Here is a 21,349-nt window from a genome sequence, read left to right on the forward strand (position 1 = left end):
GCGAATGAGCCGACGTAGTCGTGTTTCACGAGAGCGACCATCCCTTGCGGTACTCGCGCCGGATGTAGGCGTCGACCTCCGGGGTGTTGCGGGCGCGAGTCGGCTAGTGGTCGTCCGCTATTGAGTTGCCGGGTATAGTCGGTGCAGTTTGATCCGGGCATCCGCCGTGGTGAACTGCCACCGAATGCCCACCATCCGCTCGTTGCGGTCCTCCTCCCACGCCGCGACCTCCCGCTTCAGTTCCTCGCTCGACTCGATCCGCCGGTCCAGGCACTGCCTCGCCAGCACCGACAGCTCGATCTCCGCCATGTTCAGCCAACTCCCGTGCTTCGGCGTGTGGTGGATCTCCAACTTCCCGGCGATCCGACGGGCCCGCTCCGGCGGGAACGCCTCGTACAGCGAGGCGATCTTGTGCGTGTTCAGGTTGTCCATCACCAGCACGACCTTCTCCGCCTCCTCGTGCACCTCCTCCACCAGCCAACGCACCACCTCGGCGAAGTCCAACGCCGTCCGACGCTCGGTGACGTGGACCGCACGCCACCCCAGCAGCGGCATCGTCACCATGAACAGGTTGGCCGTCCCGTTGCGGACGTATTCGTGATCGAACCGCTCGAGCCGCCCTGGCGCTGCCGGGATCGGCACGACCGTCTCGCCGATCAGTTGCTTGCTCGCCTCGTCGAGGCAGACCAGCGGTCGCGTCTCGTCGTAGGGCCGGTGGTAGACCTCCAGCACGTCCTCCATCGCCGCCACGAACTCGGCGTTCGCCTCCGGCGGGATGCACCACTGCTGCTTCAGATGCGGCCTCAGTTCGCTTTTTTCAAAGAGCGGCGCACCGTCTCGTCGGAGATCGAGGGGACGATCTCCAACTCGACGAGCTTGTCGGCCAGCAATCGCATCGTCCAGGCCTTGCGGCCGTCGGGGGGCTCCGAGCAGGCCAGGGCGATCAACTTCGCCTCGGCCCGGCCGTCGAGGGCCCGCTGGCGGCTGGGACGGGCCTGCGTCTTGCGGACCAGGGCGGCCTCCAGGCCCTGCTCGACGAACCGCTGGCGGACCCGCTCGATGGTGGCGACAGAGACCTCGACGGCCTCGGCGATGCGGTCGTCGGGCCAGGCGGGCCCGCCCTCGGCGGCATCAGCCTTGAGGAGGATGCGGGCATGGGCCAGTTTCAGAGCGGAGGCCTTGCCGGCGGAGATGAGATCGAGGAGGGCCTGGCGTTCGTCGGCGGTGAGCGTCACGATGTACTTCTTCATGTCGATGCTCCTGAAGCGGTTAGGGCTCCAGGAGAACCGATTGCAGCCCATCCCTCAAGTCGTCAGTGGCCGACCACTAGTAGTCGACCTCTATTGAGTTGTCGGGTATAGCCGGTGCAGCTTGATCCGGGCGTCCGCCGTGGTGAACTGCCACTCCACCTCGACCCCACGCTCGTTGCGGTCCTCCTCCCACGCCTCCACCTCGCGGCGAAGCTCCTCGGGCGACTCGATCCGTCGATCCAGGCACTGCCGGGCCAGCACCGACAGCTCGATCTCCGCCATGTTCAGCCAGCTGCCATGCTTCGGCGTGTGATGGATCTCCAATCGCTCGGCAATCCGCCTCGCCTGCTCCGGCGGGAAGGCCTCGTACAGCGAGGCCAGCTTGTGCGTGTTCAGGTTGTCCATCACCAGGACGACCTTCTCCGCCTCCGCGTGCACCTCCTCGACCAGCCAGCGGACCACCTCGGCGAAGTCCACCGCCGTCCGACGCTCGGTTACCTTCACCGCCCGCCAGCCCAGCAGCGGCTCGGAGATCATGGACAGGTTGGCCGTCCCGTTGCGGACGGACTCGTAGTCGAACCGCCCCGGCTGGCCGGGGGCGGCCGGGATCGGCTGGATCACCTCGCCGAGGAGTTGCTTGCTCGCCTCGTCGAGGCAGACCAGCGGCCGCTTCTCGTCGTAGGGGCGGTGGTAGACGTCCAGCACGTCCTCCATCGCCGCCACGAACTCGGCGTTCGCCTCCGGCGGGATGCACCACTGCTCCTTCAGGTGCGGCTTCAGTTCGCTTTTTTCAAAGCGCGCCGCACCGTCTCGTCGGAGATCGTGGGGACGACCTCCAGCTCGACGAGCGTGTCGGCCAGCAGCCGCATCGTCCAGGCCTTGCGGCCGTCCGGCGGCGCGGAGCAGGCCAGGGCGATCAACTGCGCCTCGGCCCGCCCGTCCAGGGCCCGCTCTCGGCTGGGGCGGGCCTGCTTCTTGCGGACCAGGGCCGCCTCCAGGCCCTGCTCGACGAACCGCTGGCGGACCCGCTCGATGGTGGCGACGCTGACCTCGACGGCCTCGGCGATCCGCCCGTCGGGCCAGGCGGGGCCGCCCTCGGCGGCGTCGGCCTTGAGCAGGATGCGGGCGTGGGCCAGCTTCTTCGCGGCGGCCTTCCCCGCCGCGATGAGCTCGTGGAGGTCCTGGCGTTCCTCGGCCGTCAGCGTGACGATGTACTTCTTCAAGTCGGTTCTCCTGAAGCGGTTATCGCCCCAGGAGAACCGATTCCGACACAGCCCTCAAGTCATCGGTGGCCGACTACTAGCAGGATCCGGCCCTCTGCGCCGACGAACGGATCGCGTCGGGCCACCGGGGCCTCGCCCTGATACCGGTGCAGACGACGCCGGCGCCAGCTCAGGGTGCGACGGCGGCACGGGCATCGCCTCGCTGGGCCGTTCGCGGATCGTGCCGCATGGCTGCGGGAACGGCCTTGCCCTGTCACCAGGGCAGGCCCGCCCCCCCGCTGTAGCAAGTGCCACGAATCATTCTGAGGGATCGCCGCCCCGGATTTTGGCCACCCAGCTGGCATGGGGACTGATAGTTGGGTGCTGGTCAGCAGGGGCTGCTCAGCCTGGCCGCATGATTGGCGATCCGGGGACATGAGGCATGGGTTGTGAGGGCACATGACCTTGATCCCTCCAGTGCTCATGCGTCCCCTATAGTGTGTGGCATCCACCGGGGGGTATCTGGTCCGAGTGTTGATCCCGTGCCCTCCCATCCCACACATCTCGGACATCTTTAGTGGCCACAGGCTCCTCCCGGCTCCGTCCAAGCCCCCGATTGGCACGACGTATAGTTCTCATACCGACGCCGAGCCCGGTCGAGTCTCCTCCTGGTGGGGATCGCCCGCGACCTGGGAGCGATTCGGAGCAAGATCGCGGAGTCATAGCGACCGTCAGGCCGCATTCGAGCGGCCTCCCAGCACGACCCGCTCTTCGGAGTCGATGAGGACCGCCATCACGAGCCCCTCGACGGCTAGGTCGATCGCCTGCTCCTTGCCGGGGTGCCAGGGGTGCCGGGCGATCCGGTGGGCTGACGCGACGAGTCGCTCGAAGTAGGTGAGGTCATTCACCGATAGGCCCCCATTCTCATGGGACGTCGGGACGTGGGGAGTCTCGGCGACATCGCACACCGGACATTACGTCGAGCTGCTTAACGGAACAGACCGATGGAGTCTGACCAAGCCCACGTTTCTCTCCAGGTAGGAGCCGGCCATCGCACGACCTTCCTGAGCCGATGGAGGACAAGCCAGATCTCCTCGTCGGGCCTGTAGTCGTCCGTCTCGACCCGATTGCTACCAGCGGGTAGCGAGTCTTCGAGACGCCCGACCTCGACCGACTCCTCGTCCATAGCGTATCCACCCTCAGGCGGGCACTACCCGGGCTGGCCGCGTTGAAGCGGAGCAGGGGGCCCTGCCCGACCAGGAACTCCTCGCCCCAGGGCTCCCAGAGGAACTAGGGGACGCTCGCGAGGGCATCCCGGATCTGGTCGACGCCCTCGGCGTACCCCCAGCGGACCAGCATCCCGCCCCCCGCCTGCGGCAAGAAGGCCGTGATCATGCCGCAGGCCCGGTCGTAGTCGAAGGGCATCCCCCAGCACCAGCCCTGAGGGACTCGGGCGCCCGGCGGCGGATCGGTCCCTTCCAGTTGGTGCCGATCCATTCGCGGAGCGTTCTCGCCATCGTTCGGGCCGGTGGTGTCGGTGTCAGTCCTGGGGATCCTTCAGCCGCCCCAGGAACAGGATGCTCCCGGTCCGGCTGTCCCGGATCAGGAAGAGGAACGGGTGATCATCCCGGAACTCGACCGGACGGCTCGGGGCGGAGGAGGTCCGCGTCATGACGACGCCGGTGGCGGCGGTGGCCTCGGTCCCCTCCTCGTTGACGTCGACGAACCCCTCGTGCACCACCTGCGAGATGGACAACGCGTCCTGGCTGGCCATCCCCGAGAAGTCGGCCCGGCCGGGGGAGAAGGCCAGCGTCATGCCGAGCGACTCCAGGGTCTCGGCCAGTTTGAACCGCGATCGCATCGTGAAGCGGGGCAAGGAGACCTGAACCTCCCTGCTCCCGAGGCCGGAGAGCCACCGGTCGAGGTCCTCGGCGGTCAGCCGGGCCTCCAGCTCGGCGAGCCCCTCGACCTCGTCGGGCAGCAACACGACCATCGCCAGGTCACCCTCGCCGTAGGGCAGCTCAAGCAGCTTCAGTCCGTCGCCCTCGGCGTAGCGGAAGCGGCCCTGCCGGGACATCATGGGCACGGGGACACTCCGGCGCCCTGAGACGCGGAACGGCTCCTCTCGGGTCGACCTGGCGTCGAAGGGCTGGACCCATCGGCCCTTGAAAGAGATCGCGTTGGTCAGGACGTGGCGGGTGGACGCGTCGAGGACGCCCGGCTGGATCAGCTCCTCGATCTTGCCTTGGGTCTGCTAGGCGACCCAGTCGTTGATCCTCCGCCGGGCCTGATCTGTCTCGCGGGCGAAGTCGACCTGGCCGAGTTCGGCCCCGTAACGATCGCGGATGAGGGCCAGGAAGTCGTCCTGAAAGTCGTAGCCCCGCTGTCCCCACAGCCGGTTCGCCACCTCGAGGCGGTCGTTGCCCTCGGGGTCCATCGCCGCGACCAGATCCGAGAACGCCCCGTGGAGTTCGGACTGGGGCAGGGGGAAATGCAGGACGTCGGCCATCTGCTCGGCCGTCTAGCCCCCGGCCCCGGCGTAGGTCATGGCCAGACCCGTCGAGATGCTGAACGGTGAGCAGAACAGGTTGCCAGGCTCTTCCCTGAGCTTCCCGTAGAGGTCGAGGGCGAAGCGGGTGTTGCCCCGGACGACCTCGTCCCCCGGTTCGCCGGCCAATTTCGTCGCCAACAGCAAGACCCCGATCATGGTGGACCTCCGATGCCTGGGATAGATCGCCTCCACCCTGATGACGTCCGGAGGGCCGCATCCCTTAGGCCGACCCGATCTGTTCCCCTGCTCCTCCTCGGCTGAGCTTCCCCTGTCCGCTCAACCGCAGATGATCCGGATGCACACCGTGGCCACCCCGACCAGCCCGAGGAACCCGAGCAACCCGGCCCCCCGAGGCCGACCCCATCCTTCCAGGAGGACGCGATGTAACCGTCTTTCCAAGGACATCTTGCAGGGCCTGATAGCATCTTGGGGAGAGCAACCAACTCCCCGAGGAGGTCCGAGCCGGTCGACCGAGCTGGTTCTCTCCTCGGCCTTTCTGCCGGTGCGGATCGTGCCGGAGGAAGCCGATCAGCCCGCCGAGTCGACCCCGATCGAGATCGTGCTGCCCTCCGGGCCGACCGTCCGGGTTCCCCGCGGCTTTGATTCGAAGACCCTCGACGCGGTCCTCGCCGTCCTGGAGAAGCCGCCCCAGCCGATCGACAAGGGCCTGCCCGGACCGGGCCTGCTGGCCAACGTGATCACCGGCAAGTACGGCGACCACCCGCCGCTGTACCGCCAGGAGGACATCCTCTCCCGGCATGGCGTCACCCTCTCGCGAGCGACACTCTGTGAATGGATGGCCCGGGCCGCCGAGGTGCTCAGGCCGCTCCACGATGTCATGGCTGGGCTGGCCCGGAGCTCGAAGGTTATCTGGACCGATGATACGACCGTGCCGGTCTGGGACCCGACGCTACCCGCGACGAGGATCGGGCGGTTCTTGGTCTACGTCGGGGATGACTGGAACCCGTTCAGAGTCTACGACTTCACGCCCCGCCGCACACGCGACGGCCCCGAGCGGTTCCTTGGCAGCTATCAAGGCTACCTGCAGGCCGATGCCTTCTCGGGTTACGACCGGATCTGTACCGAGCCGGGCGTGATCAAGGTAGCCTGCTGGGCCCACGTCCGCCGCAAGTTCTACGAGTGCCGGACCACGGCGCCGGTGCTGGCCCACGAGGCGTTGGCCCGGATCCGGCAGCTCTACCGGATCGAGGCGGAGTGCCGTGCGTTACCGGCCGCGAAGCCTCGGGAAATCCGGCAGCGGGACGCAGTGCCCCTCCTGGCGGCGTTCGAAGCCTGGTTGGACGAGCAGTGCCGGCAGATGCTGCCGAAGAGCCCGCTAGGGAAGGCGATCGCCTACGCCAGGAACCAGTGGCAGGGCTTGCAGACCTACACCCGCGACGGTGAGTTGAGCATCGACAACAACCTCGCCGAGCGGACGCTACGAGCCCAGGCGATCGGCCGGATGAATTACTTATTTGTCGGGAGTGACCGGGGCGGTCGCACGGCGGCGGTCCTGTATAGTTTCGTGGGCAGCTGCAGACGGCTCGGGGCCGACTCCTTCGCCTATCTCCGGGATGTGCTGGAGCGGCTGCCGACCCATCCAGCGGAGCGGCTCGGAGAGCTGCTGCCCGATGCGTGGTTCGTGGCCCATCCGAACGCGCGGCGCAAGGTCGCTTCCTGACGGGCCAACCCAGGTGAGCCGGGTCTGGACTCGCTCCAACTGTGGCGATAACCCGCATTGCGGGCGGCCGTCAGCCGCCTCCAGTCGGCACGATCGTCGAACGTGAGACGGTCACCGTCAGGATGCGTTCGGATCGTAGTCCAGTACAGCTCCGTCTTCGATGTAATATCGGAGCTTTTGCGCGGGCGGGAACGGCGCATCAAGGATAGCATGCGGGATGACAATTCCGTCAGCGACCATCCTGGTGTCGATCAGATTGAGGCACGCTTCCCGTTCGGCTTCATATCCGGGGTGGAGGCCCAGCGCATCGTTCGAGAAGCCAGCATTTGCGGCGCGGTGGCAAATAGCTTCCATCACCCTCAGCCATTCCTGTCCGGAAAGTCCTTCGCCGTTGAAGTCGGTCTGCCCGCGCAAGTTCTCGCTCCTTAGCCTGAGGGCTTCTCTGGACACTCTCATGGGCCATAATGGCCCTGGAAGGAGTGCCCGAGATGACCAAGAAGAGCACCAAGACCGACTCCCAGGATCGTGGCCGGTTCTCCGCCAGGCGGAAGACCGAGTCCGTCCTCCGGCTGCTCCGGGGCGAGGACCTCGACTCCCTCTCCCGGGAGCTGGGCGTCACCGCCGCCACGCTCTCCTCCTGGCGGGAGGGCTTCCTCGACGGCGGCACGGCGGCCCTGAAGAGCCGACCGACCGACGACCGGGACGAGGTGATCGCCCGCCTCCAGGCGAAGGTCGGCCAGCTCACCATGGACAATGAGCTGCTGGGGCAGAAGTGCCAGCACCTGGAGAGCGGCCGCCCTTTTGTCGCGAGGAGGCGGAGCAGTTAGCCCGCTCCGCCTCCCCCGGCACCGGCAAGCGATACGGCATGCAGCGGGTCTGCCGCATCTTCGGGATCGCCCGCTCGACCGCCTACTACCTCAAGGCCCGGGAGGCCGTGCCGCCGGAGCAACGGCCGGTGCCGCACAAGCGGGGGCCGGTCGGGGCCGGCACCGGCGAGGAGCTGGTCGGCCACATCCGTCGGGTCCTGGCCGAGTCGCCGTTCACCGGCGAGGGCTACCGCAAGGTCTGGGCCCGCCTGCGGCATCAGGGCATCCGCACGGCCTCCGAGCGAGTGCGGAGGCTGATGCGGGAGCACCGCCTCCAGGCCCCCCGCCGGGGCGGCCACCCGCACGGGCCGAAGGCCCACGACGGCACCATCACGACCGAGGAGCCGGACTCGATGTGGGGCACGGACATGACCACGACGGTCACCACCGGCGAGGGCCTGGTCCACGTCTTCGTGGCCGTCGACCACTGCACCTGCGAGTGCGTCGGCCTCCACGTGGCCGAGCGAGGCGAGCGTTTCGAGGCGCTGGAGCCGCTGCGCCAGGGGGTGCGGGAGCACTTCGGCGGCTTCGACCGGGGCATCGCCCGTGGCCTGGCGATCCGCCACGACCACGGCAGCGCCTACATGAGCGACGACTTCCAGCGGGAGCTGACCTTCCTCGGCATGGCCAGCTCGCCGAGCTTCGTGCGGGAACCGGAGGGCAACGGCTGCGCCGAGCGATTCGTCCGCACGCTGAAGGAGCAGTTGCTCCGGGTGAGGTCGTTCGCCACGGTGGTGGAGTTGGCCGAGGCGTTGGGTGAGTTCAAGAGGACGTACAACGAGCGGTGGGTGATCCGCCGCCATGGTCACCGGACACCGAGCCAGGTGCGGCGGGACCTCGTCGGTGGCGTCCAGGCGGCGGCGTGACTACGATCAAGTCCCCATCCAGAGAACCTCAAGGCCATACACTCCTCGCTCAATTCGATCTCGACCCGTAGGCCCAGGTCCGTGAGATCCTTCAGCAGGTTGACGAGGATGTTCGTCTTGCCGGTCCCCGGCCCTCCGAGGATGAACGAGGGCGAGAGCGGATGTCCCGAGGTGTATGCCTCGCAGATTCCCTCGATGATCTCCTCGACCACCTGGGCCTGCTGATCGGACAGGAAGTAGACCCACTCCCTGGCCAGTTCGGGCCCGAATTGCTCGAAGCTGAGGCTCGGATTCCGCGTGAAGAAGCGCAACTCATGCTCCGAGTGCTCCGGATAGAACTGGAGCGGTGCCCCGAGACCCTGGAGTCGGTCCAGGTAGAACATCGAGCCGGTGTAGCGGGGGACGACATCGTGACCTCCGACATCGAGGAGACGGAGCACCTCCGAATCCCCGTGAGCGATCATCCGATGGCCCCCGGTGACATCGACCTCCAGCACGTCGGGAAGTTGCGCGAGGCGGTCGTACCTCCGCTTGAACTGGGTATGGTCCGACTGGAACAGCCGGACGAAATCGCGGCACGCCCCCTCGATCAGGCCCTTCAGGATGGCGTTGGATCGACGATATGCCTTGTCGAACCTGCGGCTCATCACGATCGTGGGGGTCATCCCGGCCGACGCGACCCGCTCCGAAGTTTTGAGAAGGTCAACCTCCCTCGCACGTCTGGTGGCCATCGCAGCAGATCCCCACTGGGCCGTCGTGGTGCCCCGACAGGCTGATCCGCCGACCGATCGGGCACACGAGCCGATCCCCTTGCATTCGGACGCCTTCGAAACCGGGAGCCGGAGTGCGGGCAAAGAGAACCATGATAGCATGATCGACGTTGCCGCAGAACTGCTCGGGCAAGGGGATCCCGCAGATGAGGTGGCGGATGGCATGCCCCCTCGGGGCTGACCGGGCCCGATGGTACCATGATCCGCAGGCAACCCGGGGGCAACCCGGGCCGTCCCTATCTGGCCCTGATGTACCAGGAAGCGGACGCGGGATGCTTGCCCGCTCGGATGACGCCCACTTCCCACGCCTACGAGCCGGCTGGCCCGCCCGGGGGACGATTCCCCCCCTGGGGTACGGGACCCTTGAGCAGCCCTTCCAGGGCGAGGTTCCCCCCTCCCCGGTGGATCATGACGTGGCAGTTGGCGCAGAGCACCGCGAGGTCCTCCAGCCTGGTCAGGCTCGGCCTGGTACGGTCGGAGAGCGGCTTGAAATGGTGGACCTGGGCGTAGTCTCGCCCCGGCTCCCCGTAGACCTCGAAGAAGTCGAAGCCGCAGACCTGGCAGGGGAGCCGCCCCGCGTTGGCCGCCTTCGCCTGGGCGAGCTTCTCGTCCCTCAGCCAACGCTCCCTGGCCCGGTGCCGGGTCAGCGCGATCCGCACCTCCCCCTCCATGGCCCCGGGATCCTCGTCCACCTTTCGGGCGGCATCGTACCGGCCGACCAGATCGGCCCAGAGCCGCTCCAGGCCCTCCACGCCCTGGCGAATCTGGATGCCCGAGGCCGGGGTCGCCCAGTTCACCGACGCCAGGGGGCCGTCCCGGAGCCTGTCCAAAGGGAGAATCTCGTCGATCTCCGGGTCGAAGATCCGCTCGAAGCCCACGTCCACCCTCAGGGCGGTGTCGCCCCGTTCCCGACGGGCATCGTCCCAGTGCGGCCCCTCGTAGGTCGCCGACCTGGCCCACCCGGCGGCCATGATCCCCCTCGGCTCGACCCCCTGCCGGAGGAGGAACAGCCGGTCCCCCGGCCTGATCCGCCTGGTGTTCCCGCAACTTCAGCGGTCCTCGACGGGCCTGCCCTCGGCGGTCCGGAGGACCCAATCCTCCAGGTCGTCCCATTGCCAATTGCCCGGATTCCAGGTCAGGAGGTAGGTGTCGTGGGCGGCCTCGACGGGCTCCAGCAGCAGCGCGAGGGCGACATCGGTCCTGCCCGCCCGCCGCTGCTTCCCTTCGAGGTAGGACCGGTCCTCGATCACGCCCTTGACCCGGTAGTGGCCGTCGTACATCCAGGCGTTCGGGCCCTGCTTGAGGAAGACGGGGATCGGCCCGCCCTGCTTCGCCAGTTGCCTCGCCTTCTTCAGGATCGGGCGATCGACGCCCTCCTCGTCGGATCCGCCCACCAGGATCTCGTACGGGGCCTCGCGGTTCGAGTCCTGCGAGAAGCAGCCGCAGACCACCCGACCGGCCCGCTGGGGCAGGTAGGAGACCGTCTCGCCCCCGAGTTCGGCGTGGATGTGTTCCCTGGTATACGACTCGCCACGGACGAATGGCATGGGCCCAACTCCAGGAGCGGCCCGACCCGGGCCGGAGAAGCAAGCCTCGATTCTGGGCCGGACGCGAGAGACCAGCAAGAGGCCGAGTCCCTAGCCCCGATGGTACTGGTAAAATCGGAGGCGATGACGATCGACCGCTCCGAGGCCGGGCCGTCGTTTGCCAAATCTGGCCAAGGGTACGATCGCAGATCGGAGGGGACACCAGCGGGCGATGCCCGATTGGTCGTACCCTTCAAAAGGCGGCCACGCTCCCCACGCCCGACTAACGGACACCCATGCTGAGGATCGTCTTCCGCAATTCGGTGCAGACAGTCCCCACGGTGGAAGCGATACGCGCGGGGTCGTGTTCGACGTAGGTGATGGGCGTCACGCCCAGGAGATCGGTGGGGATTTTCAGGTTGGTGTCCCGGTCTTTGATGATGAAGGTCCGCTCCCGACCCAGCCCGCCCATGAACAGGCCCAATTCGAACACGACGTTATCACGTGGGGTGTCCGACTGGCGGCGGCGACTCACCACCTTGTCGTCCGGGCCGAAGACGAGGCCCGCAAAATCCGCCTCCTTGACCATCATCAACAGGGCGTCGATCGAGACGCTCGATGGGCCGAAAACGTCATCGGTCCAACCGATGACGTTGATCGGGGCGTTCTTCAGGCCGAGTTTGATCTCCTCGGCGATGACCAGCCCCTCACGCGATGAACCGAGGAAGAGGACCGGTTCAGGGTTCGGGGTGCGATGGAATTGGGCCCGCTGACGCAATCGTTCGGCGAGGGTCCTGGCGATGGGCCTCCAGACTCGCGGATACTGCTCGGCGATCCGGTGGAATTCCGGCTCGTTGACCCGGAGCGCGGCGACTTGCGTACGGGCGACCACCGTGGCCGAGCGGACGGCAGAGGCGTCGAGCATGACCATCTCGCCGACGTAATCCCGGGGCCCCCTGGACGCGACCCAACGCGAATTGACCAGGATGTCCACCTCTCCGCAGAGGATGATATAGAGGTCGTCGTCCCCGGCACCCTGCTCGATGATGCGATCTTGAACCCCATATTCGATGACCTCTCCGACTTCGGCCAGCCTTGTGGCTAGTCCGGCATCGTGCTCTACCAGGGCATTGCCCTTGAGGGCCTCGATCAGCCGCCGCCTGCCCTCGTCACCCTCGAAGCGATTCTTCATCCCGCCTCCTTCCTCAAGGCGCTCCGGCTCGACCGCCAGAACGTGCGGTGATATCCCTGAATATTATCGATGCGATCATGCCATTCGTCGATTTCGAGAACGATTACCGCCGCCGAGTCGCGGACGCTTCGGCCTCGCGGTACCGGACAGGTGAGCCCCCTGGACGACCGACAGGTGGCAGTCCCGATACGCTATGCCACTCCCGCAGGGGCAAGGCTCGGTGACGCGGATTGACCCACGCGCCCGGACCGCCTCGACGATCCCTTCCGTGCCGTGCGACCTGGCTTCGCCCGGCCAGACGGCCGGTGGGCCCTCGGCTACCTTCGCCGCGAGGTCTCGCTGATAGATGACCTCCTTCCTCAGGAAGGAGGCGGTGACCGCCAGCAGTTCCCCCAGCGAGTCCTCCCGCGCGAAGTCGATGCCCGACTCTCCCGGGACGAAGAGGCAGAGTCTCCAGTCGGGCTCGATGTGCGAGTCGAATCCGTTCCGCCATCGGTCACGGTGACTATACAAATAGACGGACGGCACAAGTCCCGCGTCTGGGAAGCGGTCCGGGTAGGTGACCCTGATGTTGAACGGGCCGTACTCGTGCCCGTGGCGGGACAGGACGCTGAGGTGGCCGGTGATGAAGGCCGTGCCCCTCGGGTCCACTCCGGGCCGGGCGCAGAAGAGGAGCTTGCGTGCGACCTCCCGCTCCGTACGCCAGCGCTCAGGGTTCCGGTCGTACCACCCCATGGTATCCTACTTCCCGGACCATGGCTTCGAGGCGCCCATGGCGGGCCGGGTCGGCTCGCCGCCCGGGGTAATGATGCCGAAGCCGCCCCCGGCCCGCTTGACCGCCAGCCGGTTCGCCCTCGCCGACTCCTCCTCTTCGATCTCGTCGAGGCGGGGGAAGGTCAGGCCCTCGGCGACGAACGCCCCGCTGCCATCCTGGCGGAACCACCCCTTGAGCGTCCCCTCGGGCAGGGCGTCGTGGATCGTCCGACTGATGCGGATCTCCCCGCCCCCTGATCGGAGTTGGAGGTCCTCGGCCGACTCCACCTCCGGCCCCAAGACGATGACGATCCGCCGACCCTGCTTGCCGAGTCGCGTCACCAGCGTCCGGCCAACATCGAGCCCGATGGCGACCTTGAGATCCTTCTGCTCACCCAGGTGCTCGTTCAGGACGTGGGCCATCGAGGACTGGATGCCCACGGCCAGATCCACCGCGTTGCGGCACCGGTCGGAGAAGCCCTCGTCGCCGGTCGGGGTATGGACGAGGGCGATCACTCGATCTCCCTGGTGCTGGATCACGAGACCCTCGTAATCCTTCTTGATGACGGCGTGGAACTCCCGTCGGATCATGTGCAACTTGCGGACGAGCGAGGCCACCGAGTCGTCGGACTCGGCCCGCTGGACGTACTTGGTGAAGCCGTCGATGTCCGCGAAGATGGCGATGGCGTCGGTCCGCTTGCACCTCCGCTCGGTCAGCACGTCAGGGTCGATCAGGGTGCCGGCCTCGACGACCTCGATCTGGTCCAATGGCAGTTCATCGCGGTAGCCTTCGGTCTTCTCCCTGAGGGCATCTTCGTCGTATCGGACACCGAGTTCCTCGGCCAGGTCGGCGTGGTCCTTCCAGCGTAGGCCCTTGGCCTGGTAGGTCACCTCGCCCGAGACCGTCCTGGATCTGGAGAAGTGTCCCTTGAGGCACTCTGGAAGGGCATCGTACACCGGCCTGGTGAGGGTGATTGTGCCGCCGCCGTCGAGTATCTTGGCCCCGAGGTTGGCGCACGAGCCCAGGCAGATCCGCTCACGTTCCCCGTGGAATCCGATGTTGGCCACGTAGCTCTGCCCGGCGGCGATGCCGACAGCCCCTCGGAGGTTTCGCACCTCGGAGAAGACGCCATTGAACACATCGTAGAGATACGAGTTCAGCGTGATGCCCATGATGACCGCGCGCTTCGCCCGCTCGGCCACTCGTCGCTCGCATTCCTCCTCGTCTTCGTGGTCGTAGGGCTTGAAGTTCAGGCAATGCAACCGGGCCGCCTGGAGTTGGATCGGCTTGATCTCGTCCTCGCGGAGCAGGTCGCCCTGGACCTTTCGGAGGACGCTCGCAGCCCGGATCAACCTCTTCTGCTCCCGCTTGTCGCCGCCCGCGTCCCCGACCGCGAGGTGGAAGTTCGGGACATCGACATAGATGTGGACGCCCTGAACCCGCCGGACATCCTTGGTCCCGAGGTTCGTGAAGTCGGTGTCCCGCCGTAGGTCAGAGACGTTGACCTCGAAGCTCCCCGAGCCGTGCAACGACACGCGGCGTCTGGCCCTCTGCTCGTCCCAAGCCATCAGGTTCTCCAGCCTTGCGGCGCAATTTGCCGATCGGTTCGGTCCTACAAGCCTGCCCGTCCGGTGATTGAGCGGCGATCGAATACCTCTCACCGCCGTCAAACCGTCGTCCAGCAGGAGATGTGGAGGGAGTGCTAGCGCCCGCGACTGCCGTCGTCCACCAATTCGTCGTAGGCTTGGCGACGCGGAATGGTAACTCCCCTCCGACCCGACCCATGGCGTCATGGATTTGTAGGATGAGGTCCTTGATCATCCGACCGGCCCGGACATACAATTTCTTGGGCATCGGCCGCCCGGCACCCATTGGAATGCATAATTGGTTGGGCATCTTCGGAGGACAAGGCCCCATCTCGAAACAATTTTCTGGACTATCTTGGGTCAAGGACTAGGATGATGCCCAAGACTTTTGTCGCCGACCATGGGCGCGAGGTAATGGAGGATGACGACGCAGGCCGCCCGGCATCGAGAGCCGATCGGGATCGGCCCCCTGATCCGCAAGCAACGAGAGGCGACTCGCATGACCGTCGCCCACCTCGCCCAACGCATCGGGGTGAGCCGCAATACCATCACCAATTATGAGAGCGGTAAGACCGAGCCGAGCGCAGGTGATCTGGTCCGGATCGCCGACGCGTTGGGATGTCCTCTGGTCGCATTGCTCGGCGACGACGTTGCCCCTCCTCCCCCCCGCTTCGCGTTCAGGGCACATACGGCCCTCCGCAAGGATCCCTCGATCATCCTCATGGTCCGCAGGTACTTGCGGGCCTACTCGGAGATCGAGGAGATCGCGGGCGTCCGGCTCCCCGGGGCCTTACGCCAGTTCGTCCTGGACGCGGACGGCCCCTTAGGGGACCGGGACATCGAGATGGCGGCTGACACACTCAGGGAGTCGTGCGGCCTCCGGGACTGCGGCCCGGAGAACATCGCGGGTATCCTTGAGGGCCTCGGCGTCCGATGCCTGTTCTTCGACCACGACTCCAGGGGTTTGGACGGGATCAGCACCATCCAGGGCGACTTGATGCTGGTCCTGCTGAGGGATCGGACCCGGAACATCGAGCGGACGATCTTCAGCGCCGCCCACGAATTGGGGCATCTGGTGCTCCATCCCCACTTGTTCACCGCCGAGGCCCGAGACGACGACCCGGGCCGGAAGTACGAGGAGGAGGCCAATAAGTTCGCCGGATGCTTCCTCGTCCCCAGCGACGATCTCGTCCGAATTTGGCGCGAGGAGCGGCTGGGCCGATTGCCCCTGTTCCACGCGTTGCTGCTGCTCAAGCGGGTCTTCCGGGTGAGCTTCTTCTGCCTCTACCGCCGGGTCACTGAACTGGGACTGGCGAAGGAGGAGTACCCGATTTTTATCAGTCAAATTAAGAGTTGGCTGGGAATCGGCGGCAAGGCATCGATGGAGGATCTGGAGCCGGAGCCGCTCGACCCCGGGGCGCTCTACCGAACGACCCGGTTCCAGCGACTCGTCCGATCGGCGTTCCTCCAGGACCTCATCGGTGTCGCCAAGGTCGCCGAACTGCTCCAGATCACCGTTCATGATGCGTCGGAGATGACATCGGACTGGCTGAGGCCCAGGGATGTGCTGGTGGACGAACGCCCTCTATGACACCTGCTCGCTGATTTCGCTCGACTACCTCCTCTTGGAGCACCCGGGGGTCGAGCCGCATTTCTGCGGGGTCCGAGCCCTTGAAGCCAGCTTCGCGGCGGGACAGATGAGGGCCGATGCCGCCGACCGCATTCGCGCGCGAGCTACGATCGTCGCACTTCCCGACCCGCATAACTTGGCCCATATCTTCTGCCGTTATCCCCCCTCGGTGGCACTCTCTGACATGGAGAAGCTCCTCTTCGCCGCTGCAATCCACCACGAGACCGCCGTTGTTACCCGGGACAGCCGACTGGCAAGATCGATCCGCGATGCGTCGTTGGTCGTCGGCAACATCGCGGTCATCCTGAGAGAGTTGGTCACCACGGAGATAGTGGCGCGGATCCGGTGCGAGGCGATTCTCCAGGCCCTCGTGAGGAGGAGCGACCTCATGCTGGGTACCCACGAACCCACCTGGGACGACTTGGAGAAGCACTGCTTCCCTGATTAACCCGAAGGCCGTAGCAAGAGAGACGGTGAGGGGGCCTGGATTCCGAAAGCAACTTTCCGACAGGTGAGTCAGCCCCGACGGATCGCGGGGGCGCCCATGCTCGAACAGCATCAGCGCGACCAGCCCTGGGTACCGGCGATTGGCACCCGGGCCGGTCGAAGGGGAAGCCACCCCGGACATACCCCGTTCAAGGCCCGGCTGCATCAGCAGGAGGCCGACCGTTCACAGGCCACGAGTGACTGCTTGACGATTCGCGCTTCGCTTCGGGTCTTGTACGGCCCGCCGACGCGCGAGAAGCTGCCTTCCCTGCCTTCCCTGCCCTCCCGCACGACGTACCACCCCAGGCGACCTCGGACGACTCCCCATCGGCTCCTCGGCCGCGCCACTGGTACGTTGCGACCGAGGGTCGGCGATATCCCGTGATCGTGAGGGCGGGAGGCCGAGGATCGTCGGAGAACATCGAGCAGGCCCGAGTCGCGGAGCGCCCGGACGTGCTTGCAGGTTGTACCGTTCCCCTCATGGCGGTATCGGTGATCGGGGCAGGTACAGGTCGTCCCCCCATGGGTTGCCGTCACGTCGTACGTTTGGCCGTTATCGGTGTTCCCCAGCCTCCAGGATCGGATACCGACGGAACTGGCGATTGGCTCGACGTTGTAGCGAGTGCGCTCGATGTGGAGGTTCAATTGCGTAGACAATGGTGGATCCTTTCTGTGGCACGTCATCGTGCCCATCACCCCTTCTTCGGGGTACTGCCGACCAGGAGGATTTCTGTACGACCTCCCGGCATTGTCATCGGCACGTCATCGTGCCGGGCCCCCATCGTCGGGGCGGATCTGCTCCCGACACAGCCATGTGCCGGTCACTGCAATGACCTTAAGAAGCCCTGACAAAACCGTGTGGCATGGAGTTTGCGCCCTGGTGCTGTTTTCCTCCGAACCGAAGGAGACACCACCATGGCGAGCGCCCACATGCCGGACGAGTTCTTCGATCTGGTTGCCCACCACCTGCCGCCGGAACCGGCCATCGGCCCCTACGGCGGGCGTCCGCCGATCGGGCACCGGGTCGCCCTGCGTGTCATCTGGTTCGTCCTGGCCACCGGCAATCGCTGGGAGGATGTCCCGCAGGAACTCGGCTGCTCAGGTCGCACCGCCCATCGCCGGCTGCGGGCCTGGGAGGAGGCCGGCATCTGGGACCGCCTCCATGCCGACCTGCTGAGGCTGCTCCGCAAGGCTGGCAAGCTGGAGACCGACACGGTGGTCGTCGACGGCGTGACGGTGCGGGCCTCCGGCGGCGGCGAGGCGACCGGCCCGAGCCCCGTCGACCGCAGCAGGAAGGGCACGAAGCACACGGTGATGGTCAGTCGCACCGGAGTGCCGCTGGCGATCCGCACCGCCGGGGCCAACGAGAGCGACCACCGCCAGATCATCCCGCTGGTGCTCGACTTCCCGAGCGTCGCCGGCAAACCGGGCAGGCCGAAGCAGTTGCCGGATGACCTGTATGCCGACCGGGGCTACGACAGCGAGGGGACGAGGGCGTTACTGCGTTGGATGGGCATCGAGCCGCACATCGCCAAGCGTCGGACACCGCACGGCAGCGGGCTGGGCAAGGTCCGCTGGGTGGTGGAGCGGACGATCGGCTGGATCAAGGGCCTGCGGCGGATGCGGGTGCGGTACGACCGGCTGGGGGTGATCCAGGACGCCTGGACGACCCTGGCGGCCTGTGTCATCTGCTTCCGTATCCTCCACCAGGATGTGATGTGATTCACCCGGTTTTGTCAGGGCTTCTTATGTTCGCGGAGGGATTCGATCGGGCTGCTTCGAGGCCGAGGGGCGTTCATTCACCGACTGGTGACATTTTCAGGGCCGTGTCCTACCTAAACAATTCCAGTACCGCCTCGGATCGAGGCAGTACCGATCGGCGGTGGCGTGGCGACACCCGATTCCCCCTGGCCTCTGATTTCTCGCTTCGGATTGCCCCGATGAGGGGGTAGACTGACCCGAGTCCGGGTCGCCGCTGCAACGACCTCGGCGATCAGATAGCTGTGACATAGGATAGACAGGAGGATCGGCATGCCGTTCCACATCCAACTCGACCACGCCCGCATGAACGCGTATTGGTGCGACCGCTGCGGGCGTGTGGTGGACTCCGATCGGGAGCCTTACCACTTCCATCTGGAACAGTGCGGGGGGTGCCGGATGTTCCGGAGGATCGACGAGGATTGGGGGTGGTGCCGGAATCGAAAGTCGGTCTATTGCGGCCGGCTGATGTTCGAGCACGATACGTGTTCGGTGCACGCCTGAGCCGGCCGGGCTTGTTCGGCGACGCGATCCCGACGGACGGGATGGCCCTTGCCCCCTGCTCCGCCGTCGCCTCACGCGGAGCAGGGGGCGACGATGATCGCTTCCCCCGGAGGCTCCTTCCGGCGAACCTGGGCGGGACACGCTCGGTCATCAAGCGAGGGTAAACCATGAATCTCGATCGTCGATCCTTCCTCGGGGCCGTCGCCCTGGCCGGGACGACAAGGCCCGGATTCGCCGCCCCGGATCAGCCGGTCACCGTCGAGCACCTCGACCGGATCGCCCAGGCCCCGGTTCTCCAGGTCGACGACCTGGCCTCGCCCGTCCAGATCGACTCGATGGAACTGCTCCGCAACGGCCGCGACTTCCTCGTCCGCGTCCGGGACAAGGACGGTGCGGAGGGGATGTCCGTCGCCAACTCGATGCACCTCATCCACACCCATCCGATCTTCGTCAACCGCGTCGCCCCCGTCTTCGTGGGCAAAGACGCCCGGCGGCTCGAAGACCTGCTCTGGGAACTCTACCGCCACGCGGACAACTACAAGTACCAGGGACTCGCCCTCTGGGTCTGCGTCGCCGCCGCCGAGTTCGCCGTCCTCGACCTGCTCGGCAAGCTCGCCGGCAAGCCGATCGGCGACCTGCTCGGGGGCGTCCGCCGCCGAGACATCGCCGTCTACCGGGCCAGCGGAACCCGGGGCAATACCCCGGAGGAGGAGATCGAAGACCTGAAGCGGCTCGTCGCCGAGAGCGGGGCCAAGGCCCTGAAGTTCCGCCTCGGGGGGCGGATGCGGCGAGATGACGCCGACTCCCTCCCGGGCCGTTCGGAGACGCTCATCCCGCTCGTCCGCGAGACCTTCGGCCCCGAGATGACCCTCTACGCGGATGCGAACAGCTCGTACGGTGCCGAGAAGGCGATCGAGGTTGGCCGATTGATGGAGGAGTACGATTACGGCTTCTACGAGGAGCCCTGCCGCTTCGACCACCTCGAAGAGACCAAGGCCGTGGCCGATGCCCTCCGGATTCCCGTCGCCGGAGGCGAGCAGGAGTCCAGCGAGTACCGCTTCCGCTGGATGATCGCCAACCGTGCCGTCGACATCGTGCAGCCCGACCTGCACTACTACGGCGGCTTCATCCGCTCGATGCGGGTCGCCCGCATGGCCGACGCCGCCGGGATGCCCTGCACGCCGCACATGTCGGGGTCGGGCCTGGGCTACCTCGACGCGGCCCACTTCGTCTCGTGCATCCCGAACCCGGTGCCGTACACCGAGTTCAAGGGGAACGCCGACATCCCGGTGAGCAGCGAGACCTCCTCTCTGAAGGCCGAGGGCGGCGTGGTGCGGGTGCCGAGCGGGCCGGGGTTCGGGATCACGATCGACCCGGCGTTCGTGCGGGAGGCGGAGGTCGTCACGACCTCCTGAATCGCCGAGCGGCGGGCTGATATGGCGGCACCCCCGACCGATTGAGGTCGTACCCCGGCGAAGCCGGCTTCGCCGGGGTATCCTCGTGCCTGACGAGCGGAAGGTTCGCGGTGGCATATATGGTCTGCGAGCAGGCGAGCCATGATTACGCGACCATGACGAAGGGCGTCAGGATGTCGGTGCTCCATGAGCAACGGGTCTGACGCGAAGCGGATCGAGTTAGGTGATGATGCACCCGATCACTTCCTACCCCGAGCCCAATGAAGTCTTCCGCCGTGCGAATCTTCACGGGGAAGTGACGCACAAAGCGGACGATCTATCGAACCGCGTCGACCTGGGTTCCGATGCAATTGTGCAAGCGAGCGGAGGAAGTCCATGAATCAAGTTCCATCTGTACCTGTCTTGTTCGGTGGATTCCCGTTCCTAATCACCATCGTCACCTGGGCCCTGACCATTGCGATCCGCGTGGCCTTCGCCATCGGCGTCTGGAGGGACGCGGATACGTTGAGGAGGTCGAGGGAGGGCCCGGCATTGGTGTCGCCGTTCTGGTGGACCGTGGCGACCCTGCTCGGCGGGGTCTTCGTCGCGGCCGTGTATTGGGTGGTCAATCGCTCGACACTCCGGCCGGGGTCGCCGTTCAAGGAGGCGGCGGGCGAACATCCCGACGTGGGGTGACACGCGGTCCCCCGCCCTCACGTGGGCGAGTCCGCCTGCTTGTGCTCGGCCCGGAGGCGGGAGGCGAGGCGGAACCAGTCCCGCGTCCTGCGGCGGAGCAGGGCCACGAGGGACGCCAGCCAGCAGACGACGATGGCCGTGAACAGGGAGGACGAGTAGGGGCCGACGGCCCCGGCGGGGGCCATCGCCATGCGATAGAGGTAGAAGGTGAATAGGCCGACGTTGTAGAGCGACGTGACGACCCCCGCCCAGAGCATCCAATAGCGGCCCGACAGTAAGCCCCGCCCCAGCAGGAGATACCAGACGCCGAAGCCGACCATGACGAGGCTCCAGGCATTGAGACCTCCCGACCCACGACGGGAGCCGGCCGGGACGATCCCCTCGAAGCCGACCAGGAGGCAGTAGAGGGACGAGAACCACATCCAGAAGGCGACAAGCAGGACGGCCTGCGGACGGGCGGCGATGACCTCCCGGGGGTCGAACCGGTAGCGATAGGGTGCCGCAGCGACGGGCTTACCATCGAGCCAGTCCTGCACGTCGGCCGCGAAGTCGGCTGCGGATTGATACCGCTCGTCCGGGTCCTTGGCCTCGCCTTGTGGACGACCCCCTCCAGTTCTCGCGGCACGGCCCGGTTCCG

19 protein-coding genes and 2 pseudogenes are annotated in these 21,349 nt (G+C 66.4%); 8 read left to right on the plus strand and 13 right to left on the minus strand.

The features are described from left to right. Window positions 1-117: 117 nt before the first annotated feature. The 5 genes and pseudogenes from ElP_RS35190 to ElP_RS40310 form a co-directional block, all read right to left on the minus strand. A protein-coding gene (locus ElP_RS35190) for an IS630 family transposase (protein WP_145279476.1) occupies window positions 118-1,250 on the minus strand; the annotation gives its coding sequence in 2 pieces (ribosomal slippage) (window positions 118-812 and window positions 812-1,250; 1,134 coding nt in all). A gap of 90 nt (window positions 1,251-1,340) precedes the next feature. Further along, a protein-coding gene (locus ElP_RS35195) for an IS630 family transposase (protein ID WP_231749285.1) occupies window positions 1,341-2,473 on the minus strand; the annotation gives its coding sequence in 2 pieces (ribosomal slippage) (window positions 1,341-2,035 and window positions 2,035-2,473; 1,134 coding nt in all). A 710-nt stretch (window positions 2,474-3,183) separates the two neighbouring features. Continuing rightward, window positions 3,184-3,360: a hypothetical protein gene (locus ElP_RS39090; protein WP_197447156.1), complete on the minus strand. Its 177-nt coding sequence runs from the start codon at window positions 3,358-3,360 to the stop codon at window positions 3,184-3,186. A 382-nt stretch (window positions 3,361-3,742) separates the two neighbouring features. Beyond that, window positions 3,743-3,949: a hypothetical protein gene (locus ElP_RS35200; protein ID WP_145279478.1), complete on the minus strand. Its 207-nt coding sequence runs from the start codon at window positions 3,947-3,949 to the stop codon at window positions 3,743-3,745. A 43-nt stretch (window positions 3,950-3,992) separates the two neighbouring features. Further along, window positions 3,993-5,159: pseudogene (locus ElP_RS40310) on the minus strand (serpin family protein). A gap of 355 nt (window positions 5,160-5,514) precedes the next feature. Here ElP_RS40310 and tnpC point away from each other — a divergent pair. Beyond that, window positions 5,515-6,684 (plus strand): IS66 family transposase, encoded by a 1,170-nt coding sequence (gene tnpC / locus ElP_RS35220; protein ID WP_197447157.1) that lies wholly within the window; start codon window positions 5,515-5,517, stop codon window positions 6,682-6,684. Between the two features lie 117 nt (window positions 6,685-6,801). On the opposite strand, the gene ElP_RS35225 is transcribed toward tnpC, so the two are convergent. Beyond that, on the minus strand, window positions 6,802-7,098 hold the full coding sequence (locus ElP_RS35225) for a hypothetical protein (protein WP_145279489.1): 297 nt from the start codon (window positions 7,096-7,098) through the stop codon (window positions 6,802-6,804). Between the two features lie 74 nt (window positions 7,099-7,172). Here ElP_RS35225 and ElP_RS35230 point away from each other — a divergent pair. Further along, window positions 7,173-8,416 (plus strand): annotated as a pseudogene (locus tag ElP_RS35230) (IS3 family transposase). Here the strand turns inward: ElP_RS35230 and ElP_RS35235 are convergent. The 6 genes from ElP_RS35235 to ElP_RS35260 all read right to left on the minus strand — a co-directional run bounded on the left by ElP_RS35235 (window position 8,356) and on the right by ElP_RS35260 (window position 14,226). Beyond that, window positions 8,356-9,147 (minus strand): hypothetical protein, encoded by a 792-nt coding sequence (locus ElP_RS35235; protein WP_145279491.1) that lies wholly within the window; start codon window positions 9,145-9,147, stop codon window positions 8,356-8,358. The pseudogene ElP_RS35230 and the gene ElP_RS35235 sit on opposite strands and share 61 nt — an antisense overlap. A gap of 347 nt (window positions 9,148-9,494) precedes the next feature. Continuing rightward, window positions 9,495-10,157: an HNH endonuclease gene (locus tag ElP_RS35240; RefSeq protein WP_145279493.1), complete on the minus strand. Its 663-nt coding sequence runs from the start codon at window positions 10,155-10,157 to the stop codon at window positions 9,495-9,497. A gap of 78 nt (window positions 10,158-10,235) precedes the next feature. Further along, window positions 10,236-10,733 carry a hypothetical protein gene (locus tag ElP_RS35245; protein WP_145279494.1) on the minus strand — a complete coding sequence of 166 codons (498 nt, stop codon included), beginning with the start codon at window positions 10,731-10,733 and terminating at the stop codon, window positions 10,236-10,238. 262 nt (window positions 10,734-10,995) lie between these two features. Beyond that, complete coding sequence (locus ElP_RS35250; RefSeq protein ID WP_145279496.1) at window positions 10,996-11,904, minus strand: TIR domain-containing protein; 909 nt, start codon at window positions 11,902-11,904, stop codon at window positions 10,996-10,998. Between the two features lie 75 nt (window positions 11,905-11,979). After that, window positions 11,980-12,639, minus strand: a complete 660-nt coding sequence (locus ElP_RS35255; RefSeq protein WP_145279498.1) for an SEC-C domain-containing protein — start codon at window positions 12,637-12,639, stop codon at window positions 11,980-11,982. A 6-nt stretch (window positions 12,640-12,645) separates the two neighbouring features. Beyond that, window positions 12,646-14,226, minus strand: coding sequence for an adenylate/guanylate cyclase domain-containing protein (locus ElP_RS35260; RefSeq protein ID WP_197447158.1), 1,581 nt, complete (start codon window positions 14,224-14,226; stop codon window positions 12,646-12,648). Window positions 14,227-14,665: 439 nt separating this feature from the next. Here ElP_RS35260 and ElP_RS35265 point away from each other — a divergent pair, with 439 nt between their 5' ends. The 6 genes from ElP_RS35265 to ElP_RS35290 all read left to right on the plus strand — a co-directional run bounded on the left by ElP_RS35265 (window position 14,666) and on the right by ElP_RS35290 (window position 20,712). Beyond that, window positions 14,666-15,835 carry a helix-turn-helix domain-containing protein gene (locus ElP_RS35265; RefSeq protein ID WP_145279503.1) on the plus strand — a complete coding sequence of 390 codons (1,170 nt, stop codon included), beginning with the start codon at window positions 14,666-14,668 and terminating at the stop codon, window positions 15,833-15,835. Then, on the plus strand, window positions 15,807-16,322 hold the full coding sequence (locus tag ElP_RS35270; RefSeq protein ID WP_145279505.1) for a hypothetical protein: 516 nt from the start codon (window positions 15,807-15,809) through the stop codon (window positions 16,320-16,322). The genes ElP_RS35265 and ElP_RS35270 overlap by 29 nt, the downstream gene beginning before the upstream one ends. A 953-nt stretch (window positions 16,323-17,275) precedes the next feature. Then, on the plus strand, window positions 17,276-18,082 hold the full coding sequence (locus ElP_RS35275) for an IS5 family transposase (protein ID WP_145269653.1): 807 nt from the start codon (window positions 17,276-17,278) through the stop codon (window positions 18,080-18,082). Between the two features lie 309 nt (window positions 18,083-18,391). After that, a complete protein-coding gene (locus ElP_RS35280; protein WP_145279507.1) occupies window positions 18,392-18,622 on the plus strand; it encodes a hypothetical protein in 231 nt (76 codons plus the stop codon). 167 nt (window positions 18,623-18,789) lie between these two features. Next, a complete protein-coding gene (locus ElP_RS35285; protein WP_145279510.1) occupies window positions 18,790-20,037 on the plus strand; it encodes a mandelate racemase/muconate lactonizing enzyme family protein in 1,248 nt (415 codons plus the stop codon). A 375-nt stretch (window positions 20,038-20,412) separates the two neighbouring features. Beyond that, entirely contained in the window at window positions 20,413-20,712 is a 300-nt protein-coding gene (locus tag ElP_RS35290; protein ID WP_145279511.1) for a hypothetical protein, read from the plus strand. A gap of 17 nt (window positions 20,713-20,729) precedes the next feature. Here the strand turns inward: ElP_RS35290 and ElP_RS40315 are convergent, their stop codons facing one another. Beyond that, window positions 20,730-21,248, minus strand: coding sequence for a hypothetical protein (locus ElP_RS40315; protein WP_231749903.1), 519 nt, complete (start codon window positions 21,246-21,248; stop codon window positions 20,730-20,732). Window positions 21,249-21,349 lie beyond the last annotated feature (101 nt).

This window comes from Tautonia plasticadhaerens, assembly GCF_007752535.1.
Taxonomy (GTDB): domain Bacteria; phylum Planctomycetota; class Planctomycetia; order Isosphaerales; family Isosphaeraceae; genus Tautonia; species Tautonia plasticadhaerens.

What these genes read in the sequence shown, in the direction of transcription:
- ElP_RS35265 (WP_145279503.1), top strand. Translation starts at nt 14,666, where the DNA reads ATGACGACGCAGGCCGCCCGGCATCGAGAGCCGATCGGGATCGGCCCC.
- ElP_RS35290 (WP_145279511.1), top strand. Translation starts at nt 20,413, where the DNA reads ATGAATCAAGTTCCATCTGTACCTGTCTTGTTCGGTGGATTCCCGTTC.
- ElP_RS35270 (WP_145279505.1), top strand. Translation starts at nt 15,807, where the DNA reads ATGTGCTGGTGGACGAACGCCCTCTATGACACCTGCTCGCTGATTTCG.
- ElP_RS35245 (WP_145279494.1), bottom strand. Translation starts at nt 10,733, where the DNA reads ATGCCATTCGTCCGTGGCGAGTCGTATACCAGGGAACACATCCACGCC.
- ElP_RS35275 (WP_145269653.1), top strand. Translation starts at nt 17,276, where the DNA reads ATGGCGAGCGCCCACATGCCGGACGAGTTCTTCGATCTGGTTGCCCAC.
- ElP_RS35200 (WP_145279478.1), bottom strand. Translation starts at nt 3,949, where the DNA reads ATGGATCGGCACCAACTGGAAGGGACCGATCCGCCGCCGGGCGCCCGA.
- ElP_RS35250 (WP_145279496.1), bottom strand. Translation starts at nt 11,904, where the DNA reads ATGAAGAATCGCTTCGAGGGTGACGAGGGCAGGCGGCGGCTGATCGAG.
- ElP_RS35255 (WP_145279498.1), bottom strand. Translation starts at nt 12,639, where the DNA reads ATGGGGTGGTACGACCGGAACCCTGAGCGCTGGCGTACGGAGCGGGAG.
- ElP_RS35280 (WP_145279507.1), top strand. Translation starts at nt 18,392, where the DNA reads ATGCCGTTCCACATCCAACTCGACCACGCCCGCATGAACGCGTATTGG.
- ElP_RS35260 (WP_197447158.1), bottom strand. Translation starts at nt 14,226, where the DNA reads ATGGCTTGGGACGAGCAGAGGGCCAGACGCCGCGTGTCGTTGCACGGC.
- ElP_RS35285 (WP_145279510.1), top strand. Translation starts at nt 18,790, where the DNA reads ATGAATCTCGATCGTCGATCCTTCCTCGGGGCCGTCGCCCTGGCCGGG.
- ElP_RS35235 (WP_145279491.1), bottom strand. Translation starts at nt 9,147, where the DNA reads ATGGCCACCAGACGTGCGAGGGAGGTTGACCTTCTCAAAACTTCGGAG.
- ElP_RS35240 (WP_145279493.1), bottom strand. Translation starts at nt 10,157, where the DNA reads ATGGCCGCCGGGTGGGCCAGGTCGGCGACCTACGAGGGGCCGCACTGG.